We start from the raw sequence: 22016 nt of genomic DNA on the forward strand, positions 1-22016 counted from the left end.
GCTCAGCCCGGCGATTCGGATTCCGCGGCGGGCGGTTGTTCCCCAGCGGCCGGCTCCGCGGATTCGACATCGGCGGCCGGTTCGGCGGGTGCGGCATCCGGCAGCTGTGCCACCAGGTACTCGGCGAGCCCCCCGATGGTCGGATAGTCGAAGACCGCGGTGGCGTTGATGGTGAACGCACCCCCGAACTGGCTGTGCAGGCGGTTGCGCAGTTCGATCGCCATCAGCGAGTCGGTGCCCAGGTCCAGGAAGCGGCTGCTGGCCGCCGGCGGCTGGGCCAGCCGCAGGAAGTTCTGCACCTCGCGCTGCAGGAACTCAGTGACGAAACCGGCGCGCTGGCCCACCGGGATCTCCTGCAGCTGCCGCAGCAGCTCGCTGTCTCCGGTCGCCTCGCCGGCGGCGCTGGGCAACACCAGATCGAGAATCGGCGGGCGCGCGGCACCGAGGAGCTTGGCGGCGCGCTGCCAGTTGGCCTTGACCACGGTGGCCTGCCCAGTCCCGTTGGCGATCACCTCGGCCAGCGCGCTGAGCGCGGCGGCCGGGGCGAGTGGGGCCAGACCCTGGGCGCCCAGATTGGCGCGCGCGGCCTCCGACGAGGCCATGCCGCCCTCGGCCCACGGACCGAAGTTCACCCCGGTGGCAGGCAGGCCCTGTGCCCGTCGACGCGCGACCAGGCCGTCGAGCAGCGCATTGGCCGTCGCGTAGTTCGCCTGACCAGGCGAACCGAACACACTGGACACCGACGAGGACACGACGAAGAAATCCAGGTCGTCGTCGGTGGTCAGCTGGTCCAGATGGCAGGCGCCGAACGCCTTGGGCGCCAACGTCGTCCGGAACCGCTCCACGCTCTGCTGAGCCAGCAGCGCATCGTCGAGCACGCCGGCCAGATGGATGACCCCGGCCAGCGGGGGCAGCTCGGCGCGGACACGGTCGAGCAGTTCGGCGACCTCGGTTCGGTCACCGACGTCGGCACAGAACGTGTGGATCCGGCACTTGTGCCGCTCGGTGATCTCATCGATGGCCCGCTGGGCGTCCTCGTCGGGCTTGCGGCGGCTGGTCAACACGATGTCGCCCGCCCCGAGCTGTGCCAGGTACGCCGCGGTGTGCAGACCGATGGCGCCGAGCCCGCCGGTGATCAGATAGCTCCGGTCGGCGCGGGGCTGCAGCGGCTGCGGTATCTGCAGCACGATCTTGCCGATGTGGCGAGCCTGCTGCATCCGCCGGAACGCCGCCCTGGCCTCGGTGATGGGGTAGATCTCGGCGGGCAGCGGTGCCCACTGGCCGCCGGCCATCCCGTCGGAGACCTCGGTCAGCAGGCGTTTGATGTGTTCGGGGTTCTCCAGCGTGGTGACGTCGAGCGCGACGATCTCATAGTCGATGTCGGGCCGTGCCTGCGCCATCTGTTCGGGTGTCCAGATGTCACGTTTGGCGATCTCGGCGAAGCGGCCGTTGTGGGCGGTGGCCCGCACGGTCGCCTCGATGAACCCCTCGTTGGTCAGGCTGTTGAGCACCACGTCGACACCGGCACCGTCGGTGTCCGCCAGGATCTGGTCGGCGAAATCCGTTGTCCGCGAGTCGTAGACGTACTTGACGCCCATCTCGCGCAGCGCGGCCCGCTTGTAGGTGCTCGCGGTCGCGAACACGACGGCGCCGTGCTGCTGTGCCATCTGGATGGCGGCCAGTCCGACGCCGCCGCTGGCGGCGTGGATGAGCACCCGGTCACCGGGCTGCAGCTGCGCCCAGTCGAAGGCCAGCCGGGCGGTCAACGCCGCGGCGGGGATCGTCGCCGCCGCCACCGCGCTCAGCCCGTCCGGAACCGGTGCCACCAACTGCGCCGGCACATTGAACCTGCTGGAGAAGGCGCCCTGCATGAAGCCGTACACCCGCTGGCCCACTTCGAGTCCGGTGACACCGGAACCCACTTGGGTGACCACGCCGGCGAAGTCGCCGCCGATCGGCCCGGGATCGCCGGGGTAGAGGCCCAGCACGTTCAACACGTCGCGGAAGTTCAGGCCGGCGGCCTCCACACCGACCTGCACGTAGCCCTCGGCCGGTGCCGGGACGTCGGCTTCGGTCAACCGCAGGTTGTCGATGGCGCCACGCTCGGTCGGGGCCAGCACGTAGTCGGTCGACCGCGGCACGGTGAGGTGACCGCTGCGGGCCCACGGGACCAGGCGCGAGGCCAGCAGCTTGCCTTGCCGCAGCGTCAGTTCGGGCTCATCGGGCGGTGCGGCGAGCATGCCGGCGACCGCCTGCACGGCCTCCGGCGATCCGTCGCAGTCCAGGAGCCGGCAACGTAGCGCCGGCTCCTCGTTGATCGCCGTGCGGCCGAAGCCCCACAGCGCCGCCTGGACCGGATCGACCTGCTCGCCGGACTCGCAGGCCACCGCGTGTTCGGTGACCAGCCACACGCCGCCCGGCAGTTTCACCTCACCCTGCTGCACCGTGTGCACGGCGCCGAGCAGATCGGCGATCTCGGCTTCGAGCCGCGCGGCGACCTCGGCGCCCGACTCCGCTGCCCGCGGCGCGGTGGTGCTGCGCCAGACGACCCCGGAGAACGGCAGCCCGCGCTCGTGGGCGTCGGCCAGTGCCTCGCCCAGCGACTGCGCGTCGAGGGTGCGGTCGAGCGGGATGCAGCCGGGGACCTCGGCGGCCAGTTCATCGAAACCGGCGATCAGCCAGGTGCCGGCAGGGGCCGTCGTGTCGGCGCCGATCTCCGGCGGTGCCACCTCATGCCAGCCGACGGTGTACAGCAGCCGGGTGGCGTCGCCGCCGAGGCCGCGCAGCAGCGCCTCGCGGGGTGCGCGCTTGACGGTGAACTCGCGGATTCCGCCCAGGTTCCGCCCGTCGCGATCCAGGAAGTCGAGGTCGAAGACCTGGGTTTCGCTGTCCAGGCTGCTGGTGTGCCAGGTGGCGCGGCAGTAGAAGCGCCGCGGCATGCGTTCGGCCAGCGCCACCTGCCCGTAGCGCAGCGGCAGGAACAGGTCGTTGACGCCCTGCTCGGCGGCGAGCAGGGCCGGGAACGCCGGGAAGGCGACTCCGGTGCACAGGTCCATCAGCACCGGGTGCATCGGCTCGGTGCCGAGCTGTTCGGCGAGTTCCTCACCGACCAGGATGTCTCCGATCGCCTCGCCCTCGCCCAGCCACAAGGACTTCAGCGAGCCCGACCAGGTCGGCCCCCAGGACAGCTCCATGTCGGCGAAGGTGTCGAACAACTCCTGCGGGCGCATCCGGGTGCACCGCTCGATCGCCTCCTCCACCGCGTCGGCCTGCTCGGCGGCGGGCTGCGCACCGGCTGCGGCGCTGTCCTCGACACCGCCCAGGACTGTGCCGTCGGCGTTCAGCGACCACTCGGCACCGCGTTCGCCGAACGGCCGGCTGTGCACCTGGAAGGTCCATTCGCCGTCCTTCCCGCCGTCCACCGGATGCAGGGTCAGCTGCACTTCACGGGAACTCTTCTCGGGCAGGATGATCGGCTCATAGAAGAACACGTCCTTGACCCGTGCCGGGGCGCCGACCGCGGCCAGTGCCATCGAGGCATAGGTCGCCCCCGGGACCACGACGGTGCCGTAGATGACGTGATCGGAAAGCCACGGTTGCGACCGGACCGACAGCCGGCTGGTGTAGACCGTGTCGCCGGAGGCGAGGTCCTTGGCGCCGCCCAGGATCCCCGAGGAGGCGCCGCCACCGCCGGATCCGTCCACGGTGACGCTGGATGCCTTGGGCCAGAAGCGGCGCCGCTGGAAGGGATAGGTGGGCAGTTCCAGTCGGTGGCCGGGCTGCCGGTGCAGCGCGGCGAAATCGGGGCGGTGACCGCTGACGTAGGCGGCGCCCAGGGCGTCGGCGATCTGACGCCGGTCGCCGACACCCTTGCGCAGCGACACGACGGCCCGCGGCGCGGCCAGGTGCTCGGGCCAGACCTGCACGGCCGCACCGGTCAACACCGGCTGCGGACCGATCTCCATCAGCACCGAGCAGCCCAGCGCGGCCACCGTGCGCACGCTCTCGGCGAACTGCACCGGCTGCCGGGAGTGGCGCCGCCAGTAGTGCGCATCGAGCGGGGTCTGGGTGGTGAGCACGGCGCCGGTGCGGTTGCAGACCAGCGGCAGCCGGGGAGCGGCGTACTGCATCTGCGCTGCGTACGACTCGAACTCGTCGAGCACCGGATCCAGCAGTTCGGAGTGGAAGGCGTGGCTGGTCTCCAGCCAGGTGCATCTGATCCCGTCCTCGCCGAACGCGGCGACGATCTTCTCGAGGTCCTCCCCGGGACCCGACAGCACCGTGTTGGGGCCGTTGTAGGCGCCGACGGACACCCGCGGGTACCCCGCGGCGACCTCCTCGACATGCTGGGCATCGGCGAACACGGCCACCATCCGGCCGCCGGCGGGCAGGCTGCCGAACATCCGGCCGCGCTCGGCCATCAGCCGGGCACCGTCGCCGATGCTGAAGACACCGGCCACGCACGCCGCGGCGTACTGGCCGACACTGTGCCCGAGCACCACGTCGGGTTCGATGCCCCAGGACTGCCAAAGCCGCGCCAGCCCCATCTCGACGGCGAACAGCGCGGGCTGCGCGAAAGAGGTGTGCCGCAGCCTCTCACCGGCCTTGCCGCCGGTTTCCCGGTCGGTGGCGAACAGCACCTCCAGCAGCGGATGGGCCACCACGTCGGCGACCGCGTCGGCGCATTCGGTCACCGTTTCGGCGAACACCGGCTCGGTGTCGAACAACTCGCGGGCCATCCCCGGGTACTGGCTGCCCTGCCCGGTGAACAGCCACGCCGTCGTCGGGCGGTTCGTGTGCTCGCCGCGCAAGATTCCTGGGCGGGAACGGTTTTCGGCCAGCTCAGCCAGGCCATCGCGGGCGGCCTGCACCGAATCCACGACCAGTGCGGCGCGGTGCTCGAAGTGCGAACGGCCGGTGCCGGCCGTCAGGCACACGTCGGCGAGGTCCGCGTCGGGATGGGCGTCCAGCCACGCGGCATAGCGCTGCGCCAGGGTCGTCAGCGCCTCGGGTGAACGCGCCGACAGCGCCAGCACGTTGACCGGCGGCTGCGCCCGGCCCGACGGCGTCTCGGGTGACTCGACTACCGCACCGGCGACCGATTCGGCGGGTGCCTCCTCGATCAGCACGTGGGCGTTGGTGCCGGTGAACCCGAACGAACTCACCCCGGCCCGGCGCGGCCTGCCGTTGGCCTGCCACGGAGTCGCCGAGCCGACGACGCGCACCGGCAGCGAATCCCACGGGATGTGCGTTGACGGGTTGTCGAAATGCAGGCTCTGCGGCAGCAACGAGTTCTGCAGCGACAGCACGACCTTGATCAGACCCGCTGCCCCCGAGGCCGACTCGAGGTGGCCGATGTTGGTCTTCACCGAACCCATCAGCAACGGCCGGTCGGCGTCCCGCGAGCCGCCGTAGGCGGCCGCGGCCGCCTGCACCTCGATAGGATCGCCGAGCGGGGTGCCGGTCCCGTGTGCCTCCAGGTAGTCGACGTCCCCGCCGGTCAGGCCGGCACGAGACAGTGCGGCGGCGATCAGGCGCTGCTGAGCGCCACCGTTGGGCACCGTCAGACCGCTGGAGGCGCCGTCCTGGTTCACCGCGCTGCTGGGGATGACCGCGCTGATCCGATCGCCGTCGGCCACCGCGTCGCTGAGCCGCTTGAGCACCAGCACACCGCAGCCCTCGCTGCGCACATAGCCGTCGGCCGATGCGTCGAACGTCTTGCACCGCCCGACCGGGGAGAGCATCCTCGCCCGGGACGCGGCGACGACGGTGACCGGGCTGAGCAGGACGTTCACCCCGCCGGCCACCGCCAGATCGCAGTCCCCCGAGTGCAATGCCTGGCAGGCTTGGTGCACGGCCACCAACGCCGAGCTGCACGCCGTGTCGACCGCGACAGCCGGCCCCTCGAGTCCGAGCGCGAAGGCGACCCGGCCCGAGATGGCGTTGAGTGCGTTGCCGGTGATGAAGTGCGGTTCGATCTTGTCGATGGACTCCGCCGACAGCAGATGGGCGTATTCGTTGGCGGCCACGCCGGTGAAGATCCCGGTTCGGCTGCCGCGTAGCGAGGACGGTGCGTACCCGGCCCGCTCCAGGCCTTCCCACACCGTCTCGAGCATCAGCCGCTGCTGGGGCTCGATCCAGACGGCCTCACGCGGGGAGATGCCGAAGAACTCGGGATCGAATCCGTCGATGCCGTCGAGGAATCCGCCGAAGCGGGTGTAGGTCTTGCCCGGCGCGTCGGGATCCGGGTCGTAGAACTCGTCGATGTCGAATCGGTCCTCGGGGACCTCACGGATCGCATCGACACCGCCGGAGAGTAGCTCCCAGAAGGCTTCCGGGTCGGGCGCCCCGGGGAATCGGCACGACACCGCGACGATCGCGATCGGGTCGTCGGTGCGGATCGGTGCCGCCGCCACCGGCCTGGCGCCCGGACCGGGCGCAGCCTCGTCGCGCAGCCCCAGCACGTCGCCGAGCAGATAGTCGGCGACGTCGGACAACCGCGGGTGATCCATCGCCAGGGTCGCCGGGATCTCGGCTCCCACCGCCTGCTCGATGCGGCGGCGCAGTTCGACGGCCATCAACGAATCCATGCCGAGGTCGAAGAACCCGGCGTCCTCACGGATCTCGGCGGCGTCCACCCGGGTGATCTCGGCGACCGCGTCGCGCAGGTAGTCGGTGAGCAACTTGGTGCGCTGCTGCACCGGAGCGTTGGTCAGCGTTTCGACCAGCGGGGTCCTGCCCGACGGCAACACGGTCGGGGTCGTGGCCGTCAGCTGGTCGGCGACGCCACGCTCCAGCTCCGCCAGGAACGCCCGGCGTCCGGCCTGCTGGTAGAGCGGCAGGAAACGGGCCCAGTCGACCCGGGCGACCACGGCCTGGGCGGGGGCGCCGGCCATCGCGTCGGCCAGACCGGTGAGCGCATCGGCCGGGGACAGCGTCCGGATTCCGCGTCGATCCAGCCGGGCTCGTGACTCGGCATCGGCCATACCCGCCGACCAGGGGCCGAAGTTGACGCTCAGCGCGGGGACGCCCCGTGAGCGCAGCCGCCAGGCCAGTCCGTCGAGGAACGCATTGGCGGCACTGTAGGCGGTCTGGCCGAATCCGCCCCACACCGAGGCGATCGACGAGATGGAGACGAAGAAGTCCAGCGGCAGGTCGGCGACCGCCTCACTGAGATTCCATGCGCCCCAGACCTTCCCGCTGAAGACACGGTCCACCTCGGCATCGTCGAGGTCGGCCAGCGGGGTGGTTCCGATCTCGCCGGCGGCGTGCACGACGCCGGCCAGCGGCGGCAGCTCGGCCGCCACGGTGGTCAGCAGGCGGGCGACGTCGTGGGCATCGGCGACGTCGGCGGCGGCCACCCGGATCTGGCAACCGTGCAGCGCGGCCAGCGCGTCGATCCGTTCGCGGGTGGCTTCGCCGGGTGCCCGACGACCGGTCAGCACCAGATGCCCGGCGCCGTGTGCGGCCAGGTAGCCGGCGACCTCCAGGCCTATCGACCCCAGACCGCCGGTCACCAGGTAGGTGGCGTCATCGCGCAGGGACAGTGCCGTGGTGCTCGGATCCCCGGCGCGGCGGACCAGCCGTGGGACATGGACGACCCGGTCGCGCACCGCGAACTGATCCTCGGTCGGGCCGGCGCCACGCGGGGCGGTGATCCGGTCGACGACCGCCGACCACTCGGCGGCGGTGCCCTCGTCCAGATCGGCCAGGCCGCCCCACAGCTGCGGCAGCTCCAGCGAGGCGGCGCGACCGAATCCCCACACGCAACTCTGATCCGGTGAGACCGCGTCGGTGTCGGTCACCCGTTGTGCGCCCCGGGTCACCAGCCAGATGGGGAGGCGCGATTCCGCCGCCGCCGCGGCGCGGAAGAGGCGCCGGGTGCCGGCCAGGACCCGGTGCTGCATCCGCAGCAGCGACCGCATCGTGGGTGCGGTGTCGCCCTCGAGGGCCGATGTCACCACCACCCGAAGCTCATGTCCCGGTGTGGAACCGGCTTCCCGCAGCGAATCGGCGAGGGCATGCTGCTCGTCGTCGGAAACGGGCAGGCCGATGATCTGGTACCGCTGCCCGCGGGCGGTCAGCACCTCGGTCAGCGGGGCGATCGACTCGGCGTCGTCGGCGATCAGCACCCACGACGGCGCGGTGCCGGTTTCGGCACCCGAGGTGGCCGGCGCCGACTTCTCCCAACGGATCTCGTAGCGGTCGTCGGCGATGGCCTGGACCGACCGCTGGTCGTTGTTCCGGGCGGCGAGCTTGGTCAGGACATCGAGGGTGTGCCGGTCGGCGGTGTCACCGTCGATCAGCGCGGCGAGCTCGGTGAGCCGGCCGTCTTCGAGCAGACGCACCGCTTCGGTGCGTGATGCGGACTGTTCAGGGTGCTCGAGCCGGTCGGTGTGGCCCCGGCTGTCGGAGAACCAGTACTGGCGGTGCTCGAACGGATAGGTGGGCAGATCGAGCTTGCGGGCGCCGGGCCGGCGGAGCGCGGCGAAGTCGGGCAGGTGGCCCAGGACGTAGGCGTCGGCGAGGGCTTCGGTGATCTGCCGGTGGTCGGCGGCGGTCGGGCGCAGCGAGGTGATCACCCGGGGAGCGTTGGCCGGGTCGGGCCACGCGCCCAGGGCCGCGGCCGTCAGCACCGGCCGGGGACCGATCTCGAGGAGCAGCCGGCAGTTCAGGTCGGCGAGGGTGGCCACACTCTTGGCGAACTCCACCGGCTGGCGCGCATGCCTGCGCCAGTAGGCGGCGTCGAGCCTGACGCTGCGGCCGAGCGCAGCACCGGTGCGGTTGTCGATCAGGATCCGCTGCGGCTCGTTGAACGTGAACTGCCTTGCGTAGGTTTCGAATTCCTCGAGGATCGGATCCAGCAGCTCGGAGTGGAACGCATGGCTGGTGTCCAGCCAGTCGCATCGGACACCGTCGGCGGCCAGCCCGGCGATGGCCCGCTCCAGATCCTCGGCGGGGCCGGACAGGACGGTGTTGGCTCCGTTGTACGCCGCGACCGACAGCCTCGGAAACTCATCGGTCAGGGCCTCGACACGGGCGGCGGCGGTGAACACCGCGACCATGCGCCCGCCGCTGGGCAGGCTGCCGAAGAGCCGGCCGCGTTCGGCGATCAACCGCGCACCGTCGTCGAGGCTGAACACGCCCGCCACACAGGCCGCGGAATACTGTCCGACACTGTGGCCCAGCACGACGTCGGGCTGCAGACCCCACGACTGCCAGAGCCGCGCCAAACCCGTCTCCACCGCGAACAGGGCCGGCTGCGCGTAGGACGTCTGCCGCAGCGTGTCCTCGGCTTCCGGGCCGTCCGCCGCGAAAATCACGTCCAGCAAGGGCTTTTCGAGCACGTCGGCGACGGCGTCGGCGCACCGGTCGAGCGTCTCGGCGAACACCGGCTCGGCGGCGTACAACTGTCTGGCCATCCCCGGGTACTGGCTGCCCTGCCCGGTGAACAGCCAGGCCGTCTTCGGCGGCTCGTGGGACTCGGCCCGAACAAGTCCGGGTGCCGGCCGGTCGTCGGCCAGTGCGCCGAGCAACTCGACGGCGGATTCGCGGGAGTCGGCCACCAGCGCGGCCCGATGCTCCAGATGCGATCGCGCCGTACCGGCGGTGAAGCACACATCGTCGAGGGTGGCCTGCGGGTGTGCGGCCAGCCAGTCGCGGTACTGATCGGCGACCTGCAGCAGTGCGGCTCCAGTCCGCGCCGAGAGCGGCAGGATGCTGAACCGGGACCCGGTGTCGACGTCGGGCTGCGGCGGTGTCACCGGCAGGTCGGGCGCGACCGGCGCCTCCTCGAGGATGACGTGCGCGTTGGTCCCGGCGAAACCGAAGGAGCTGATTCCGGCGATGCGGGGCCGGCTGCTGCGCTCCCACGGGATGGTCTCGGTGACCACCTCGACCGGGAGCCGGTCCCAGGGGATGTGCGGCGACGGGGTCTCGAAGTGCAGGTGCTTGGGCAGGGCCTCGTTCTCGAGCGACAGCACCACCTTGAGCACACCCGCGATACCCGCGGCGGCCTCGAGGTGGCCGATGTTCGTCTTGGCCGACCCGATCAGCAGCGGCCGGTCGGGTTCGCGCCCGGCGCCGAACGCCGCGCCCGCGGCCTGGGCCTCGATCGGGTCGCCGAGCGAGGTGCCGGTGCCGTGCGCCTCCAGGTAGCCGACGGCGCCGGGTTCGAGGTCGGCGCGCTTCAGCGCATCGGCGATCACCCGCTGCTGGGCCACCCCGTTGGGCACCGTCAGGCCCCCCGATGCGCCGTCCTGGTTGATCGCGCTGCCGCGGATCACGGCCCGGATGCGGTCACCGTCGCGGATCGCGTCCTCGAGGCGCTTGACGACGATGACGCCGCAGCCCTCGCCGCGGACGTAGCCGTCGGCGGCGGCGTCGAACGTCTTGCACCGGCCGTCGGGGGCGAGCATGTGCGCGCTGGAGAACGTGATCATCGTCGCCGGGGTGAGCAGCACGTTCGCTCCGCCGGCCAGGGCGAGGTCACATTCGCCGAGTTGCAGCGCCTGGCAGGCCTGGTGGATCGCCACCAGGGACGAACTGCACGCGGTGTCGACGGCGACTGCGGGCCCCTGCAGCCCCAACCGGTAGCTGATCCGCCCGGCCGCCGCGGCGTTCGAGGTCCCGATGGCCATGTAGGCCTCGATCTCGGGGTAGGTCAGTTCGTCGGAGGCCATTCCCAGGTAGTCGTGGGTGGCCAGGCCGACGAACACCCCGGTGTTGGAGCCGGCCAGCTCGGTCGGGGCGGTCCCGGAGTGCTCGACCGCGCGCCACGCGGTCTCCAGCAGCAGTCGATGCTGCGGGTCCATCAGCCGGACCTCGCGCGTCGACATGCCGAAGAACGGCGCGTCGAAGCCCGTCACATCCTCGACGAAGCCGGCCCGGCGGGTCACCACCTTGCCGGGAACCCCGGGTTCGGGGTCGAAGAAGTCGTCGGCGTTCCAGCGGTCGGCCGGCACGTCGGACACCGCCTCGCGCCCCTCACGCAGCAGGTCCCAGAAGTCGTCGGCATCCTCGGCGCCCGGAAAACGTGCGGCATAACCGACGATGGCGAAGCGAGAGTTCGGCCGACCTTCGACGGATACCATTCGGCTTCCCTCCCCGCCTAGATCAACGTCGACGGATACTATTGCACGTCGTTTCGATCTCCGTGTGACGTCGCCCCGCACCGGTTCGGGCAGGCGGGGGCAAAGGCGAGCGTACGTTGGGTATGTTGATCGCGCGATGGGTGGTATTGCCGGTCTGGGGCGGCCGCCGGGGCAGTATTCGGAAGGACCAAGCTTTGCGGATCGGTAAGATAACGGTTGGCGCACTTGATGAATGGGCGTTGAATCCGGGCTCGGTCACCTCGTGGCATCCGACCTCAGCGGCGCGGGAGAAGGCGCTTGATGCGCCGGTCAGCGCGGTGCCGGTCAGCTACATGCAACGCCAGCATCTCCGGAACTACTGCGAACGGACCGCGGCCGGGCTGAACTTCTCCCGCCAGATCATCGCCAGCTGCGAGGTGCCCGGTCAGTGCGACATCGCGGCGATGGACCACGCCGTCAACGCCTATCTGCGCCGGCACGACACGTTCCGCAGCTGGTTCGAAGACGCTGGTGACGGCGAGTTCATCAGACGTGCGATCGATGATCCCGCCGACATCGAATTCGTGGCGGTCGACCACGGCGCCATGACCGTCGAGGAGATCCACGCCCACGTCGTGGCCATTCCGAATCCGTTGGAGTGGGGTTGTTTCACCTTCGGGATAATTCAGGGCGAGGGCCATTTCACCTTCTTCGCCGCCATGGACCATGTCCACGGTGACGCGACGCTGATCGGTACGACCATGCTGGAAGCCAACGGGATGTACTCGGCATTGAGCGGGGGCGGCGCAGCTCTCACCCTTCCCGACGCCGGCAGTTTCGACGATTTCTGTGTGCGCGAACGTGATTACACCGCGGACCTGTCGTTGGATTCGCCTGGTGTACAGGCGTGGATCGATTTCGCCGAGGAAAACAATGGCGGATTTCCCGAATTCCCGCTTCCGCTGGGAGATCCGCAGGATTCGACCAGCAGCGACATGACCTCCGAGATGCTGATGGACAGCGCGCAGACGGAGCGTTTCGAATCCGCCTGCACCGCCGCCGGGGCGCGCTTCGTCGGGGGGCTGTTCGCCTGTCTGGCCCAGGTCGAGCACGAACTGACCGGTGCACTGACCTACTACGGGCTCACTCCACGGGATTCGCGCAGCGCCACGGACAATTTCATGACCCAGGGCTGGTTCACCGGCCTGATCCCGATCACCGTGCCGATCGGGGCGGCGTCGTTCAGCGAGGCTGCCTGGGCTGCCCAGGCTTCGTTCGATTCGGGTCTGAACATGGCCAAGGTGCCCTATTACCGGGTGCTGGAGCTGGCCCCGTGGCTGAAGTGGCCGCAGCCGAATTTCCCGGTGTCGAATTTCCTGCACGGCGGGGCGGCCCCGCTGAACGCCATTCTCGCCGCCGCGGACATGGGATTGGCGAACAACATCGGGATCTATCCCGACGGGCGGTTCTCCTACCAGCTGACCATCTACATATTCCGCTACGGGGAGGGCACTGCCATGGCCATCATGCATCCCGACAATCCGGTGGCCCGGAAATCGGTCGCGCGATACATGCAGGCGATGAGATCGGTGGCGAGCCTGGTTGCCGACACCGGGCAGTGGGGACGCGTCGCTTAGCGTGGGGTATGTCGCAGGCTGTGGCCGGATCGCCGGCCCGTTCACCGCAATCGCGCGATTGCGCGGTTCGCGCGCGCAGGTGAGGTCGTGATGCGGCGGCTGGCCGACGTCGTCGTGCGCTGGCCGTGGGCGGTGATCGGGGTGTGGGTCGCCCTGGCTGTGGCCCTGCCGCTGTCCTTCCCCTCGCTCGGCGAGATGGCCGAGCGCAATCCGCTGGTCATCCTGCCCAGCGATGCACCGTCGAGTGTCACCGCCACCCGGATGGCCGAGGCATTCGAGGAGTCGGCCAACGACAACCTCGCCGTGGTCGCGTTCATCAACGAAGACGGGCTGCGGCCCGAGGATGAAACCACCTACCGCACGGTGGTCGATGCACTGCGCGACGACATCACCGACGTCGCGTCGGTGCAGGACTTCATCGGAACACCGCAACTGCGCCAGTTCCTGACCAGCGAGGACAAGACGACCTGGGTGTTACCGGTCAACCTCGAGGGTGAGCTGGGCACACCACGCGGCTACGAGTCCTACAACCGGGTCGTCAACATCATCGAACACCGGGTGGATCAGGCCGACGGTGGCGAGACCGGACTCCAGGTGTACGTCACCGGTCCCGCGGCCACCGTCGCCGACCTCACCGTCGCCGGACAGCGTGACCGCCTGCCGATCGAGATCGCGATCGCGGTGCTGGTCCTGGGTGTGTTGCTGGTGGTCTACCGCAACATCGTGACGATGCTGCTGCCGCTGGTGACGATCGGGTCGTCGCTGGTGATCGCGCAGGCGGTGGTGGCGGGCTACTCGCAGCTGACCGGCTCGGGTGTCTCGAACCAGTCGGTGGTGTTCCTCAGCGCGATCATGGCCGGCGCCGGCACCGACTACGCCGTCTTCCTGATCAGCCGGTACCACGACTATCTGCGGTCGGGCGATGACTTCGACCGGGCGGTCAAGGCGGCGATGATCTCGATCGGGAAGGTCATCACCGCGTCGGCGGCCACGGTGGGTCTGACGTTCCTGGTGATGAGCTTCGCCCAGATGGGCGTGTTCTCCACCATCGGGGTGTCCTGCGCGATCGGCATCGGGATGGCGTACCTGGCCGGCGTGACGCTGCTGCCGGCGATTCTGGTGCTCGCCGGGCCGCGCGGCTGGGTGAAGCCGCGGCGTGAGTTGACCGCGCGGTTCTGGAGGAAGTCGGGCATCCGCATCGTGCGCCGGCCGGTTCCCCACCTGCTGGCCAGTGTGCTGGTGCTGGTCCTGCTGGCCGGTGCGGCGATCTTCGCCCAGTTCAACTACGACGACCGGGAGGCCGTGGCCGATTCGGCTCCGAGCTCGATCGGATACGCCGCGCTGGAGCGCCACTTCCCGATCAGCCAGTCCATTCCGCAGTACCTGCTCGTGCAGTCCCCACAGGATCTGCGCACCCCTCAGGCGCTCGCGGATCTGGAGCAGATGGCCGCACGCATCGCCCAGCTGCCCGACGTGTCCCTGGTCAGCGGTGTCACCCGGCCGCTCGGGGAGGTGCCGGCGGAGTTCCGGGCCACATTCCAGGCCGGCATCGTCGGAGACCGGCTGGCCGCCGGTTCGGCGATGATCGACGAACGCAGCGGCGACCTCGACGAACTGGCCACCGGGGCCAACACGCTGGCAGGCAGCTTGAGCGACGTGCGCGCACAGGTCGACACGCTGGCTCCCAGCATCCAGGCCCTGCTCGGCGCGCTGACTTCGGTGCGCACCGACTACGGCGGCGACAGGTTGGTGCGCGACGTCGAGATCGCCGCCAAGCTCGTCGACAGCGTCAACAAGCTCGGCAACTCCATGGGGGTGAACTTCGCCGCCGTCCGGGACATGTTCGCCTGGATAGGGCCCGTGCTGACCGCGCTGCAGGGCAACCCCGTGTGTGACACCAACCCGTCGTGCCGCTCGACCCGGGCACAGTTCGAGCAGCTGGTCGCGGCCCGCGACGAAGGCCGCCTCGACGAGATCAATCAACTGGCCGGCGAGTTGGAGGGAGTCGGCGACCGGCAGACCCTCACCGCAACGATCAGGCAGGTCAACGACGCGCTGATCCGGCTGTCGGCGGCGATGTCGGAGCTGGGCCTGGACTCACCCGGCGGCGCGCAGGCCGGCCTGACCGATCTACAGCAGGGCGCCGACCGGCTGGCCGGCGGAAGCAAGCAGGTGGCCGACGGCGTCGACGAACTGGTCGCCCAGATCGAGTTGATGGCATCGGGGCTCGACCAGGCGTCGAATTTCCTGCTGACGATGAGCCTCGACGCGTCGAGTTCGACGATGGCCGGGTTCAACATCCCGCCCGAGGTGCTGAACGCAGTCGAGTTCCAGAAAGCCGCCGAGGCGTTCATCTCGCCGGACGGCCACTCGGTGCGGTACCTGATCCAGACCAAACTCAACCCGTTCAGCCCCGAGGCGATGGATCAGGTCAACGAGATCCTCGACGTCGCCCGCGGGGCGCAGCCCAACACGGCTCTGGCCGACGCCTCGATATCGATGGGCGGCTACCCCGCCGCGCTGCGGGACACCCGGGACTACTACCAGAGCGACATCCGCTTCATCATCGTGGCGGCCCTCATCGTCGTCCTGCTGACCCTCAGCGTGCTGCTGCGGTCGATCATCGCGCCGCTGTATCTCGTGGGATCGGTGGTGTTGTCCTACTTCGCGGCGATCGGCATCGGAATGCTGACCTTCCAGCTGATCCTGGGGGAACAGCTGCATTGGAGTGTCCCGCCGCTGGCCTTCGTGGTGCTGGTCGCGGTGGGCGCCGACTACAACATGCTGTTCGTGTCGCGACTGCGCGACGAGTCCCCGCGTAGTGTTCGCTACGGCGTCATCCGCACGCTGGGCTCGACCGGAGGCGTCATCACCGCGGCGGGCCTGATCTTCGCCGCCTCGATGGCCGGTCTGATGTTCTCCAGCATCGGCATCGTCGTGCAGGGCGGCTTCGTGATCGGCGTGGGCATCCTGCTCGACACCTTCGTGGTCCGCACCATCACGGTGCCCGCGATCGCGGCGCTGGTCGGGCGGGCGAACTGGTGGCCGTCCCGATTGGACCCGCCGAAGACCGGGTCCTCGGCGCCGCGGGAACCTGTCGAAAGTGCCTAGCAGCAGCCGGTTCAGCGGGCACAGGTGAGGTATGTGAGACTACGGAGCAGGGGGGACAGGAGCATGGATGGCGCCGCGCCGGGAACGACGTCGGGGCATCGCCGACCCGTCCTGTCGCCGGTTCTCATCCCGATCGCGGAGGGCACGCTGAATCAGCCTGGCGCCGTCCCGCCGACCCCGGGACGTCTTCGCGAAGCGGGCCGATCGTGACCGCGCCGCCCCAGTCGTCGATCCTGTCGATGCTGCACGGGCGTGCCAGCATGCATCCCGGCGACGTCGCGTTCACCTTCACCGACTACGGTCTCGATCCCGCCGGGGTTCGGGAGAGCCTCACCTGGTCGCAGTTGGCGCGCCGCACCATGAACATGGCGCGCGAGATCCAGCGACACGGGTCGGCCGGCGACCGGGCACTGATCCTGGCGCCGCAGGGCCTGGACTACATCGTGGCGTTTCTGGGGGCGATGCAGGCCGGGTTCGTCGCGGTTCCGCTCCCGTTGCCGCACCCGGGGTCCGGACATGACCGGGTGAGCTCGGTGACCGCCGACACCGCGCCGGCGGTGGTGCTCACCACCTCGGCGGCCGCCGGGGATGTCGCCGAGTACATCGCCGGGCTGCCCGATGGCGCGGTGAGCAGCGAGTTCCGGAAGGTCCCCACCCTCATCGAGATCGATGCGCTGGATCTGGACGGCGAGACCGGCCCCGGGCTGGTGCTGACCGAACTGCCGAGCATCGCCTATCTGCAGTACAGCTCGGGGTCGACCCGGCTGCCCACCGGAGTCATGGTCTCGCACCGCAACCTCACGGTGAATTTCGAGCAGCTGATGAGCAGCTTCTTCGCCGAGTCCAAACTCCCCGCGGACGCGACGCTGGTGTCGTGGCTGCCGTTCTACCACGACATGGGTCTGGTGCTCGGGGTCTGCGCGCCGATTCTGTGCGGGCGGCGGGCCGAGCTGACGAGCCCGGTGTCGTTCCTGGAGAGCCCGTCCCGGTGGGTGCGCGCGCTGGCGGAGCACCCGCACGCGTGGTCGTCGGCGCCGAACTTCGCGTTCGATCTGGCCGCCCGCAAGACGACCGACCGTGATCTGGACGGGCTCGACCTCGGCGGCGTGGTGGGCATCATCAGCGGCGCCGAACGGGTGGAGCCGGCCACGCTGCACCGTTTCGTCGACAGGTTCGCGCACTTCAACTTCGCCGACCACATGATGCGTCCGGCCTACGGTCTGGCCGAGGCGACCGTCTTCGTCGCGACGGGCACCTGGGACGAGTCGGTCCCGGCGGTGCACTTCGACTCCGCGGAACTCGGTGCCGGCCGCGTCGCCCCCAGCGCGGCGGGGAAGGGGACGACGGCGCTCGTGCAGTACCGGGTGCCGAAGTCACCCGCGCTGCGGATCGTCGACGGCCAGACCCGCCGGGAATGCCCGCCGGGCTCGGTCGGCGAGATCTGGGTGCACGGCGAGAACGTCGCGGACGGGTACTGGGGCCGGCCCGAGGCGGAGCAGACGTGCTTCGGGGCAACGCTGGACGACCCGTCCGCCGGTACCCCCGCGGGTCCGTGGCTGCGGACCGGCGACCTGGGCTTCATCCACGGGGGTGAGCTGTTCATCGTGGGGCGGATCAAGGATCTGCTGATCATCCGGGGTCGCAACCACTACCCCGAGGACATCGAGGCGACGGTGCAGGAGATCACCCGCGGCCGGGTGGCGGCGATCTCGGTCCCGGTGCGCAGCACCGAGAAGCTGGTGACGATCATCGAGCTGAAGAAACCCGCCGCCGCCGACGAGGACACCGAGCGCCGGTTCAGCGTGGTCAAGAGTGATGTCACCGCGGCGATATCGAACACCCACGGGCTGTCCGTCGAGGATCTGGTGCTGGTCGCGGCCGGCTCGATTCCGACGACGACCAGCGGCAAGATCCGGCGCGCCGCCTGCTCCGAGCAGTACCTGGCCGACCAGTTCGTGCGGTTGGACGCGTGAGCCGGGGGCAGGCACCGCGGGTGTGCGGCTGCGCAGTCACCGATGGCTGCCGCAGCGTCGGGGTATCGTCGCTTCGAGGTAGCTGGGCGCGGTCGATTCGGGCGGGAGTGGGTGTGCGAAGGGCATGAGGCGAGTACTCGCATTCGGCACCGTGCTGGCGACGATCGGTGCCGCGGGCTGTCTGGGATCGGGCATCGCGACAGCCGACGACACCGACGTGACACCGGCTCCGGCGACGTCCGCCGACAGCCCGCCGCTGGGAACACCGGGACGGGCGTACGCGCTGGGCGGGGCACACGTGCTGGGCATTCCGTACGACGAATACATCATGCGCACGGGTGCGGATTGGTTCCCCGGGCTGGACCGCCAGATCGTCGACTACCCCGCCGGACAGGTTCAGGGGCACACCCTGGAGCGGCTGTTCCCCGGCATCGGCCGGCTCGACGACGGGTTTCCCGGTCTGGGGCTGGACGGGCCGAGCGTGGGCGAGTCGGTCGCGGTCGGGTCGCCCGACACCATCGCGGCGATCCGGGAGGGTGGTCCGGGTACCGCGATCGGCCTGTCCGAGGGTGCGATGGTGCTCAACGACGTCCAGGCCCGGCTCGCCTACGATCCGGCCGCCCCGCCGCCGGATCAGCTGAGCTTCGCGACCTTCGGCGACCCGGTGGCCCGGCACCCCTTCGGGGAGAGTTTCCTGACCCAGATGTTCCCGGTGGGAAGCATCGTCCCGTCGCTGGACTACCGCATTCCGCCGCCGGTGGAGAGCCAGTACGACACCTATCAGTTCATCTCCGCCTACGACAGCATCGCCGACTGGCCGGACCGCCCGGACAACTGGCTGTCGGTGGCAAACGCGATCGTCGGCCTGGCGACCGGGCACACTGCCGTCGCGTTCACCGATCCGAGCATGGTGCCCCCGCAGAACATCCGTCGGACGGTCAACTCCCGGGGCGCCACCACGACGACGTACATGATTCCCGAGGAGCACCTGCCTTTGGTGCTGCCGTTCAAGTACCTCGGGGTCCCCAAGGAGACGCTGATCGAGCTCGACGCGGTGCTGCAGCCCTACGTGGATGCCGGGTATTCGCGTAACGACGATCCGGCGACGGCGCCTGTCACGGTCGACCCGGTCAACGGCTACGACCCGGCGGCGGTGACCGCGCCGGCCACCCAGGCCGCGTTCGGCGGCGGTGCCGATCCGGTCTCCCAGCTGCTGTCGGGCCTGCAGTACGTGCTCAACAACCAGCCCTGAACCCCGCCGTCGCCGCGGGGCCCGTCACAGTCCCGAGATCCCCACGCCGATCAGCACGCAGCCGACTGCCAGCAGCAGCACGGCCACCCCGTGCCTCCCCCGCGCCCGCAGCCAAGCGTAGAGCGCCGACAGTGCGGCGCGGGTGCGCCGGGGGGCCACCAGATAGCCCAGTAGCGGAATCTCCACCAGCGCGAATGCCACCACGTTGAAGACCAGCAGGGCGCCGAACTGGACGGCGGCCGCCGCGCCGGAGGCTACGATCAACGCCAGTGCGGCCAGGTAGTCCACGGACGGCAGCGCGATGCCCAGGCCGGCGACGCCCGCGGTCCACAGCGAACGTCCCTCGAGCAGCTGGCGGCAGCGCTGCAGCAGCGGTTCGGACAGCCGGCTCAGCAGCCCCGGCGGCCCGTCGCCGCGGCTGCCCCCGACCACCCCGGCGGCCACCAACGCGGCGTTGACCAGTACCACCGCTCCGACCACGATCTGCACCGTGGGCAGGGTGAAGTGGGTCGATCCCAGCGCGGGCCGCAGCACGAACAGCACCGTCAGGCCGACGGCGATGCCCATCGTGAAACCGCCGATGAGGAACGTGAGGAGCTGCAGGCCCGGACGGGGCCGGTTGATCATCAGAACCGTCATACCGATCCGGAACGGTTCCAAGCTGACGGCAACGGCCATCGCCAGCAGCGTGATCCACATGAGAAGGCTCACGTTACCGCCCGCGGCCGGCGTCTTCGCCGTCCAGCGCGACCCCGGTACCGCGTCCGGTACAGCGGGTACGCGCGTGGGATGATGGTGGGCGATGAGCGGTTCACAGGCCAGTCCGGACACCAACTTCGACCCGTTGTCGCTGCGGGAGGCTTTCGGTCATTTCCCGTCCGGGGTCATCGCGATCGCGGCCGAGATCGCCGGCACCCGGGTGGGTCTGGCGGCGAGCACATTCGTGCCGGTGTCCCTGGATCCCCCGCTGGTGTCGTTCTGTGTGCAGAACACGTCGACGACCTGGCCCTCCCTGGCCGGCGCCCCCTTTCTGGGCATCAGCGTGCTCGGGGAGGCCCACGACGGGGCCGCCCGAACCCTGGCCGCCAAGACCGGCGACCGGTTCGCCGGCCTGGAGACGTCATCGACCGAACGCGGTGCGGTGTTCGTTCGCGGCACCAGTGTCTGGCTGGAGAGTTCCATCGAGCAGTCGGTGCCGGCCGGTGACCACACCATCGTCGTGCTACGGGTGCACGACATCACGGTCAACCCGGATGTGGCGCCGATCGTCTTCCACCGCAGTACGTTTCGGCGACTGGGTGGTTGACCGGCAGGGCGTCAGGGGCGGGCGCTGAGTTCTTCGCGGTAACCGGCCACCCGCTGGTCGAGCTCGGTGGCGTCGTTGCTGCGCCCCTCTTTGCGGGCGAGTTCGGCACGGGCGCTCAGTTCGCGGATCGCGGTGCGAATGTCGTTGATGCTCTGAGGTTCCTGAAGCGACACTGTGCTGCCTTTCGTCGTTGACTGGCTGCTACCCGAAGCGTACCCCCGCACCCGGCTTCTACACGCCGGTGTGGAGATCGCAGTCGGCCCGTGTTCCGGGCCGCCGCACCGCGGTCAGCTCGTCGACCGGGAGCCGGGAGCGTCCCTGCGCAGAGTGGACGGCGAACCCTTCTCTGGCCCAGTACTCGAATCCGCCGATGAGCTCGCGCACCCGCCGGTAGCCCAGGTCGGTCAGCGTCAGGGCAGCCTTGGTGGCGCCGTTGCAGCCGGGGCCCCAGCAGTACACGACGATGTCGGCATCGGGGTCGGTCAGCGCGGTGGCTGCCCGGTCGGCGAGCTGGGCGCCCGGGATGTGCACCGCGCCGGGGATGTGGCCCTGCTCCCAGGCGGCCGGCGAACGGGTGTCGACGACCACCGGCCCGGCGCCGGTACCGCGGGCCGCGGCCAGGTCGGCGGGGTCGATCTCGTAGCGCAGTTTGGCGGCGAAGAATGCATGGGCGGGCGGGGGTGTGGTCATGCCACTCATCCAACGGTGTCATGACCGGCGGCGGAACGGGCGATGCCTACCGATTCGCCGGCTGGACCGGTGAATCGATGGAATCATCGGCGATATGCCGAATGATCAACGGGTCGAGCTGGATCGCACCGACGAGGCGATCCTGCAGGCGTTGCAGACCGACGGCCGGATGAGCACCGCAGACCTGGCCCGCACCGTGTCGCTGTCACCCAGCGCCACCGCCGACCGGGTGCGTCGCCTCGCCGACGGCGGTGTCATCACCGGCTACACCGCGACGGTGGCGCCGGCAGCGTTGGGCTACCCGATCATGGCCTTCGTCCGGCTGGCATACCCGTCGGGCAACTACAAGCCGCTGCACGACCTGCTGACCGTCACCCCCGAGGTGGCCGAGGCCCATCACGTCACCGGCAACGACTGCTTCATCCTCAAGGTGCTGGCCCGCTCGATGCTCGACCTGGAGCGCATCACCGGGCGGATCGCCACGCTGGGAGCCATCACCACCAACGTCGTCTATTCCAGCCCGCTGATCGGGCGGCCGCTCGGCCCCGCCTAGCTTTCGGCATGGCTGTGCCGGCGCTACTCCGCCCCGCCGGCACCACTGGAATCGTCCGCGTCAGCCTCGGCCCCATCGTCCTCGTCGCCGGAGTCGGCATCGCTCGAAGGCTCGCCAGCATCGGCACCGTCAGCGTCGTCGTCGGCGGCTTCCTCGCCGGAGACGGCCGCGTCGGTGGTCTCGCTGTCAGCGCTGTCGGCGTCCTCGCCGGTGGCTTCCCCACTCGAGGTTGCTGCGTCGAGCGTTTCGTCGTCGGCGGCGTCCACCGAAGCAGCCGCAGTGAGGTCGATGCCGGTACCGGAATTGCCGGCAGTCCCGGGCCGGCCGATCAGGCCGCCTGCGCCGCCCGCTCCGCCCGTCCCCGGGAAGTCGCTGCCGGCCCCGCCGCCTGACCCGCCCGAACCGCCGTTGCCGACCAGCGC

General features: G+C 70.0%; 10 protein-coding genes and 1 pseudogene. 6 read left to right on the plus strand and 5 right to left on the minus strand.

Annotated features, from left to right (window positions below; all coding sequences use genetic code 11):
* Positions 1-2: 2 nt before the first annotated feature.
* Positions 3-11093, minus strand: a complete 11091-nt coding sequence (locus tag ACXAID_RS12900; protein ID WP_475022613.1) for an SDR family NAD(P)-dependent oxidoreductase — start codon at positions 11091-11093, stop codon at positions 3-5.
* A gap of 194 nt (positions 11094-11287) precedes the next feature.
* Between ACXAID_RS12900 and ACXAID_RS12905 the strand changes: the two genes are divergently transcribed.
* The 4 genes from ACXAID_RS12905 (at position 11288) to pe (ending at position 19045) form a co-directional block, all read left to right on the plus strand.
* Positions 11288-12709: a condensation domain-containing protein gene (locus ACXAID_RS12905; RefSeq protein WP_475022614.1), complete on the plus strand. Its 1422-nt coding sequence runs from the start codon at positions 11288-11290 to the stop codon at positions 12707-12709.
* A 90-nt stretch (positions 12710-12799) separates the two neighbouring features.
* On the plus strand, positions 12800-15820 hold the full coding sequence (locus tag ACXAID_RS12910) for an MMPL/RND family transporter (RefSeq protein WP_475022622.1): 3021 nt from the start codon (positions 12800-12802) through the stop codon (positions 15818-15820).
* A 206-nt stretch (positions 15821-16026) separates the two neighbouring features.
* The gene (locus ACXAID_RS12915) at positions 16027-17793 is read left to right on the plus strand and encodes an AMP-binding protein (RefSeq protein WP_475022615.1); all 1767 of its coding nucleotides are present in this window, start codon (positions 16027-16029) and stop codon (positions 17791-17793) included.
* Between the two features lie 124 nt (positions 17794-17917).
* Positions 17918-19045 carry an acyltransferase PE gene (gene pe, locus ACXAID_RS12920; protein ID WP_475022616.1) on the plus strand — a complete coding sequence of 376 codons (1128 nt, stop codon included), beginning with the start codon at positions 17918-17920 and terminating at the stop codon, positions 19043-19045.
* Positions 19046-19069: 24 nt separating this feature from the next.
* Here pe and ACXAID_RS12925 read toward each other — a convergent pair whose 3' ends face one another.
* Entirely contained in the window at positions 19070-19744 is a 675-nt protein-coding gene (locus ACXAID_RS12925) for a GAP family protein (RefSeq protein WP_475022623.1), read from the minus strand.
* 103 nt (positions 19745-19847) lie between these two features.
* Here ACXAID_RS12925 and ACXAID_RS12930 point away from each other — a divergent pair, with 103 nt between their 5' ends.
* A complete protein-coding gene (locus ACXAID_RS12930) occupies positions 19848-20351 on the plus strand; it encodes a flavin reductase family protein (RefSeq protein WP_475022617.1) in 504 nt (167 codons plus the stop codon).
* An 11-nt stretch (positions 20352-20362) separates the two neighbouring features.
* Here the strand turns inward: ACXAID_RS12930 and ACXAID_RS12935 are convergent, their stop codons facing one another.
* Entirely contained in the window at positions 20363-20524 is a 162-nt protein-coding gene (locus ACXAID_RS12935; RefSeq protein WP_475022618.1) for a hypothetical protein, read from the minus strand.
* 58 nt (positions 20525-20582) lie between these two features.
* The gene (locus ACXAID_RS12940) at positions 20583-21041 is read right to left on the minus strand and encodes a rhodanese-like domain-containing protein (RefSeq protein ID WP_475022619.1); all 459 of its coding nucleotides are present in this window, start codon (positions 21039-21041) and stop codon (positions 20583-20585) included.
* Between the two features lie 94 nt (positions 21042-21135).
* On the opposite strand from ACXAID_RS12940, the gene ACXAID_RS12945 reads away from it, so the two are divergent.
* Complete coding sequence (locus tag ACXAID_RS12945; RefSeq protein WP_475022620.1) at positions 21136-21594, plus strand: Lrp/AsnC family transcriptional regulator; 459 nt, start codon at positions 21136-21138, stop codon at positions 21592-21594.
* 23 nt (positions 21595-21617) lie between these two features.
* Here ACXAID_RS12945 and ACXAID_RS12950 read toward each other — a convergent pair.
* A pseudogene (locus ACXAID_RS12950) lies at positions 21618-22016 on the minus strand (hypothetical protein); the annotation flags it as partial.

Source organism: Mycobacterium sp. ABE4_509 (assembly GCF_056160785.1).

Coding starts and splice junctions, on each gene's coding strand:
- ACXAID_RS12940 (WP_475022619.1), bottom strand. CDS start 21,041: ATGACCACACCCCCGCCCGCCCATGCATTCTTCGCCGCCAAACTGCGC.
- ACXAID_RS12945 (WP_475022620.1), top strand. CDS start 21,136: ATGCCGAATGATCAACGGGTCGAGCTGGATCGCACCGACGAGGCGATC.
- ACXAID_RS12930 (WP_475022617.1), top strand. CDS start 19,848: ATGAGCGGTTCACAGGCCAGTCCGGACACCAACTTCGACCCGTTGTCG.
- ACXAID_RS12925 (WP_475022623.1), bottom strand. CDS start 19,744: ATGTGGATCACGCTGCTGGCGATGGCCGTTGCCGTCAGCTTGGAACCG.
- pe (WP_475022616.1), top strand. CDS start 17,918: ATGAGGCGAGTACTCGCATTCGGCACCGTGCTGGCGACGATCGGTGCC.
- ACXAID_RS12900 (WP_475022613.1), bottom strand. CDS start 11,093: ATGGTATCCGTCGAAGGTCGGCCGAACTCTCGCTTCGCCATCGTCGGT.
- ACXAID_RS12910 (WP_475022622.1), top strand. CDS start 12,800: ATGCGGCGGCTGGCCGACGTCGTCGTGCGCTGGCCGTGGGCGGTGATC.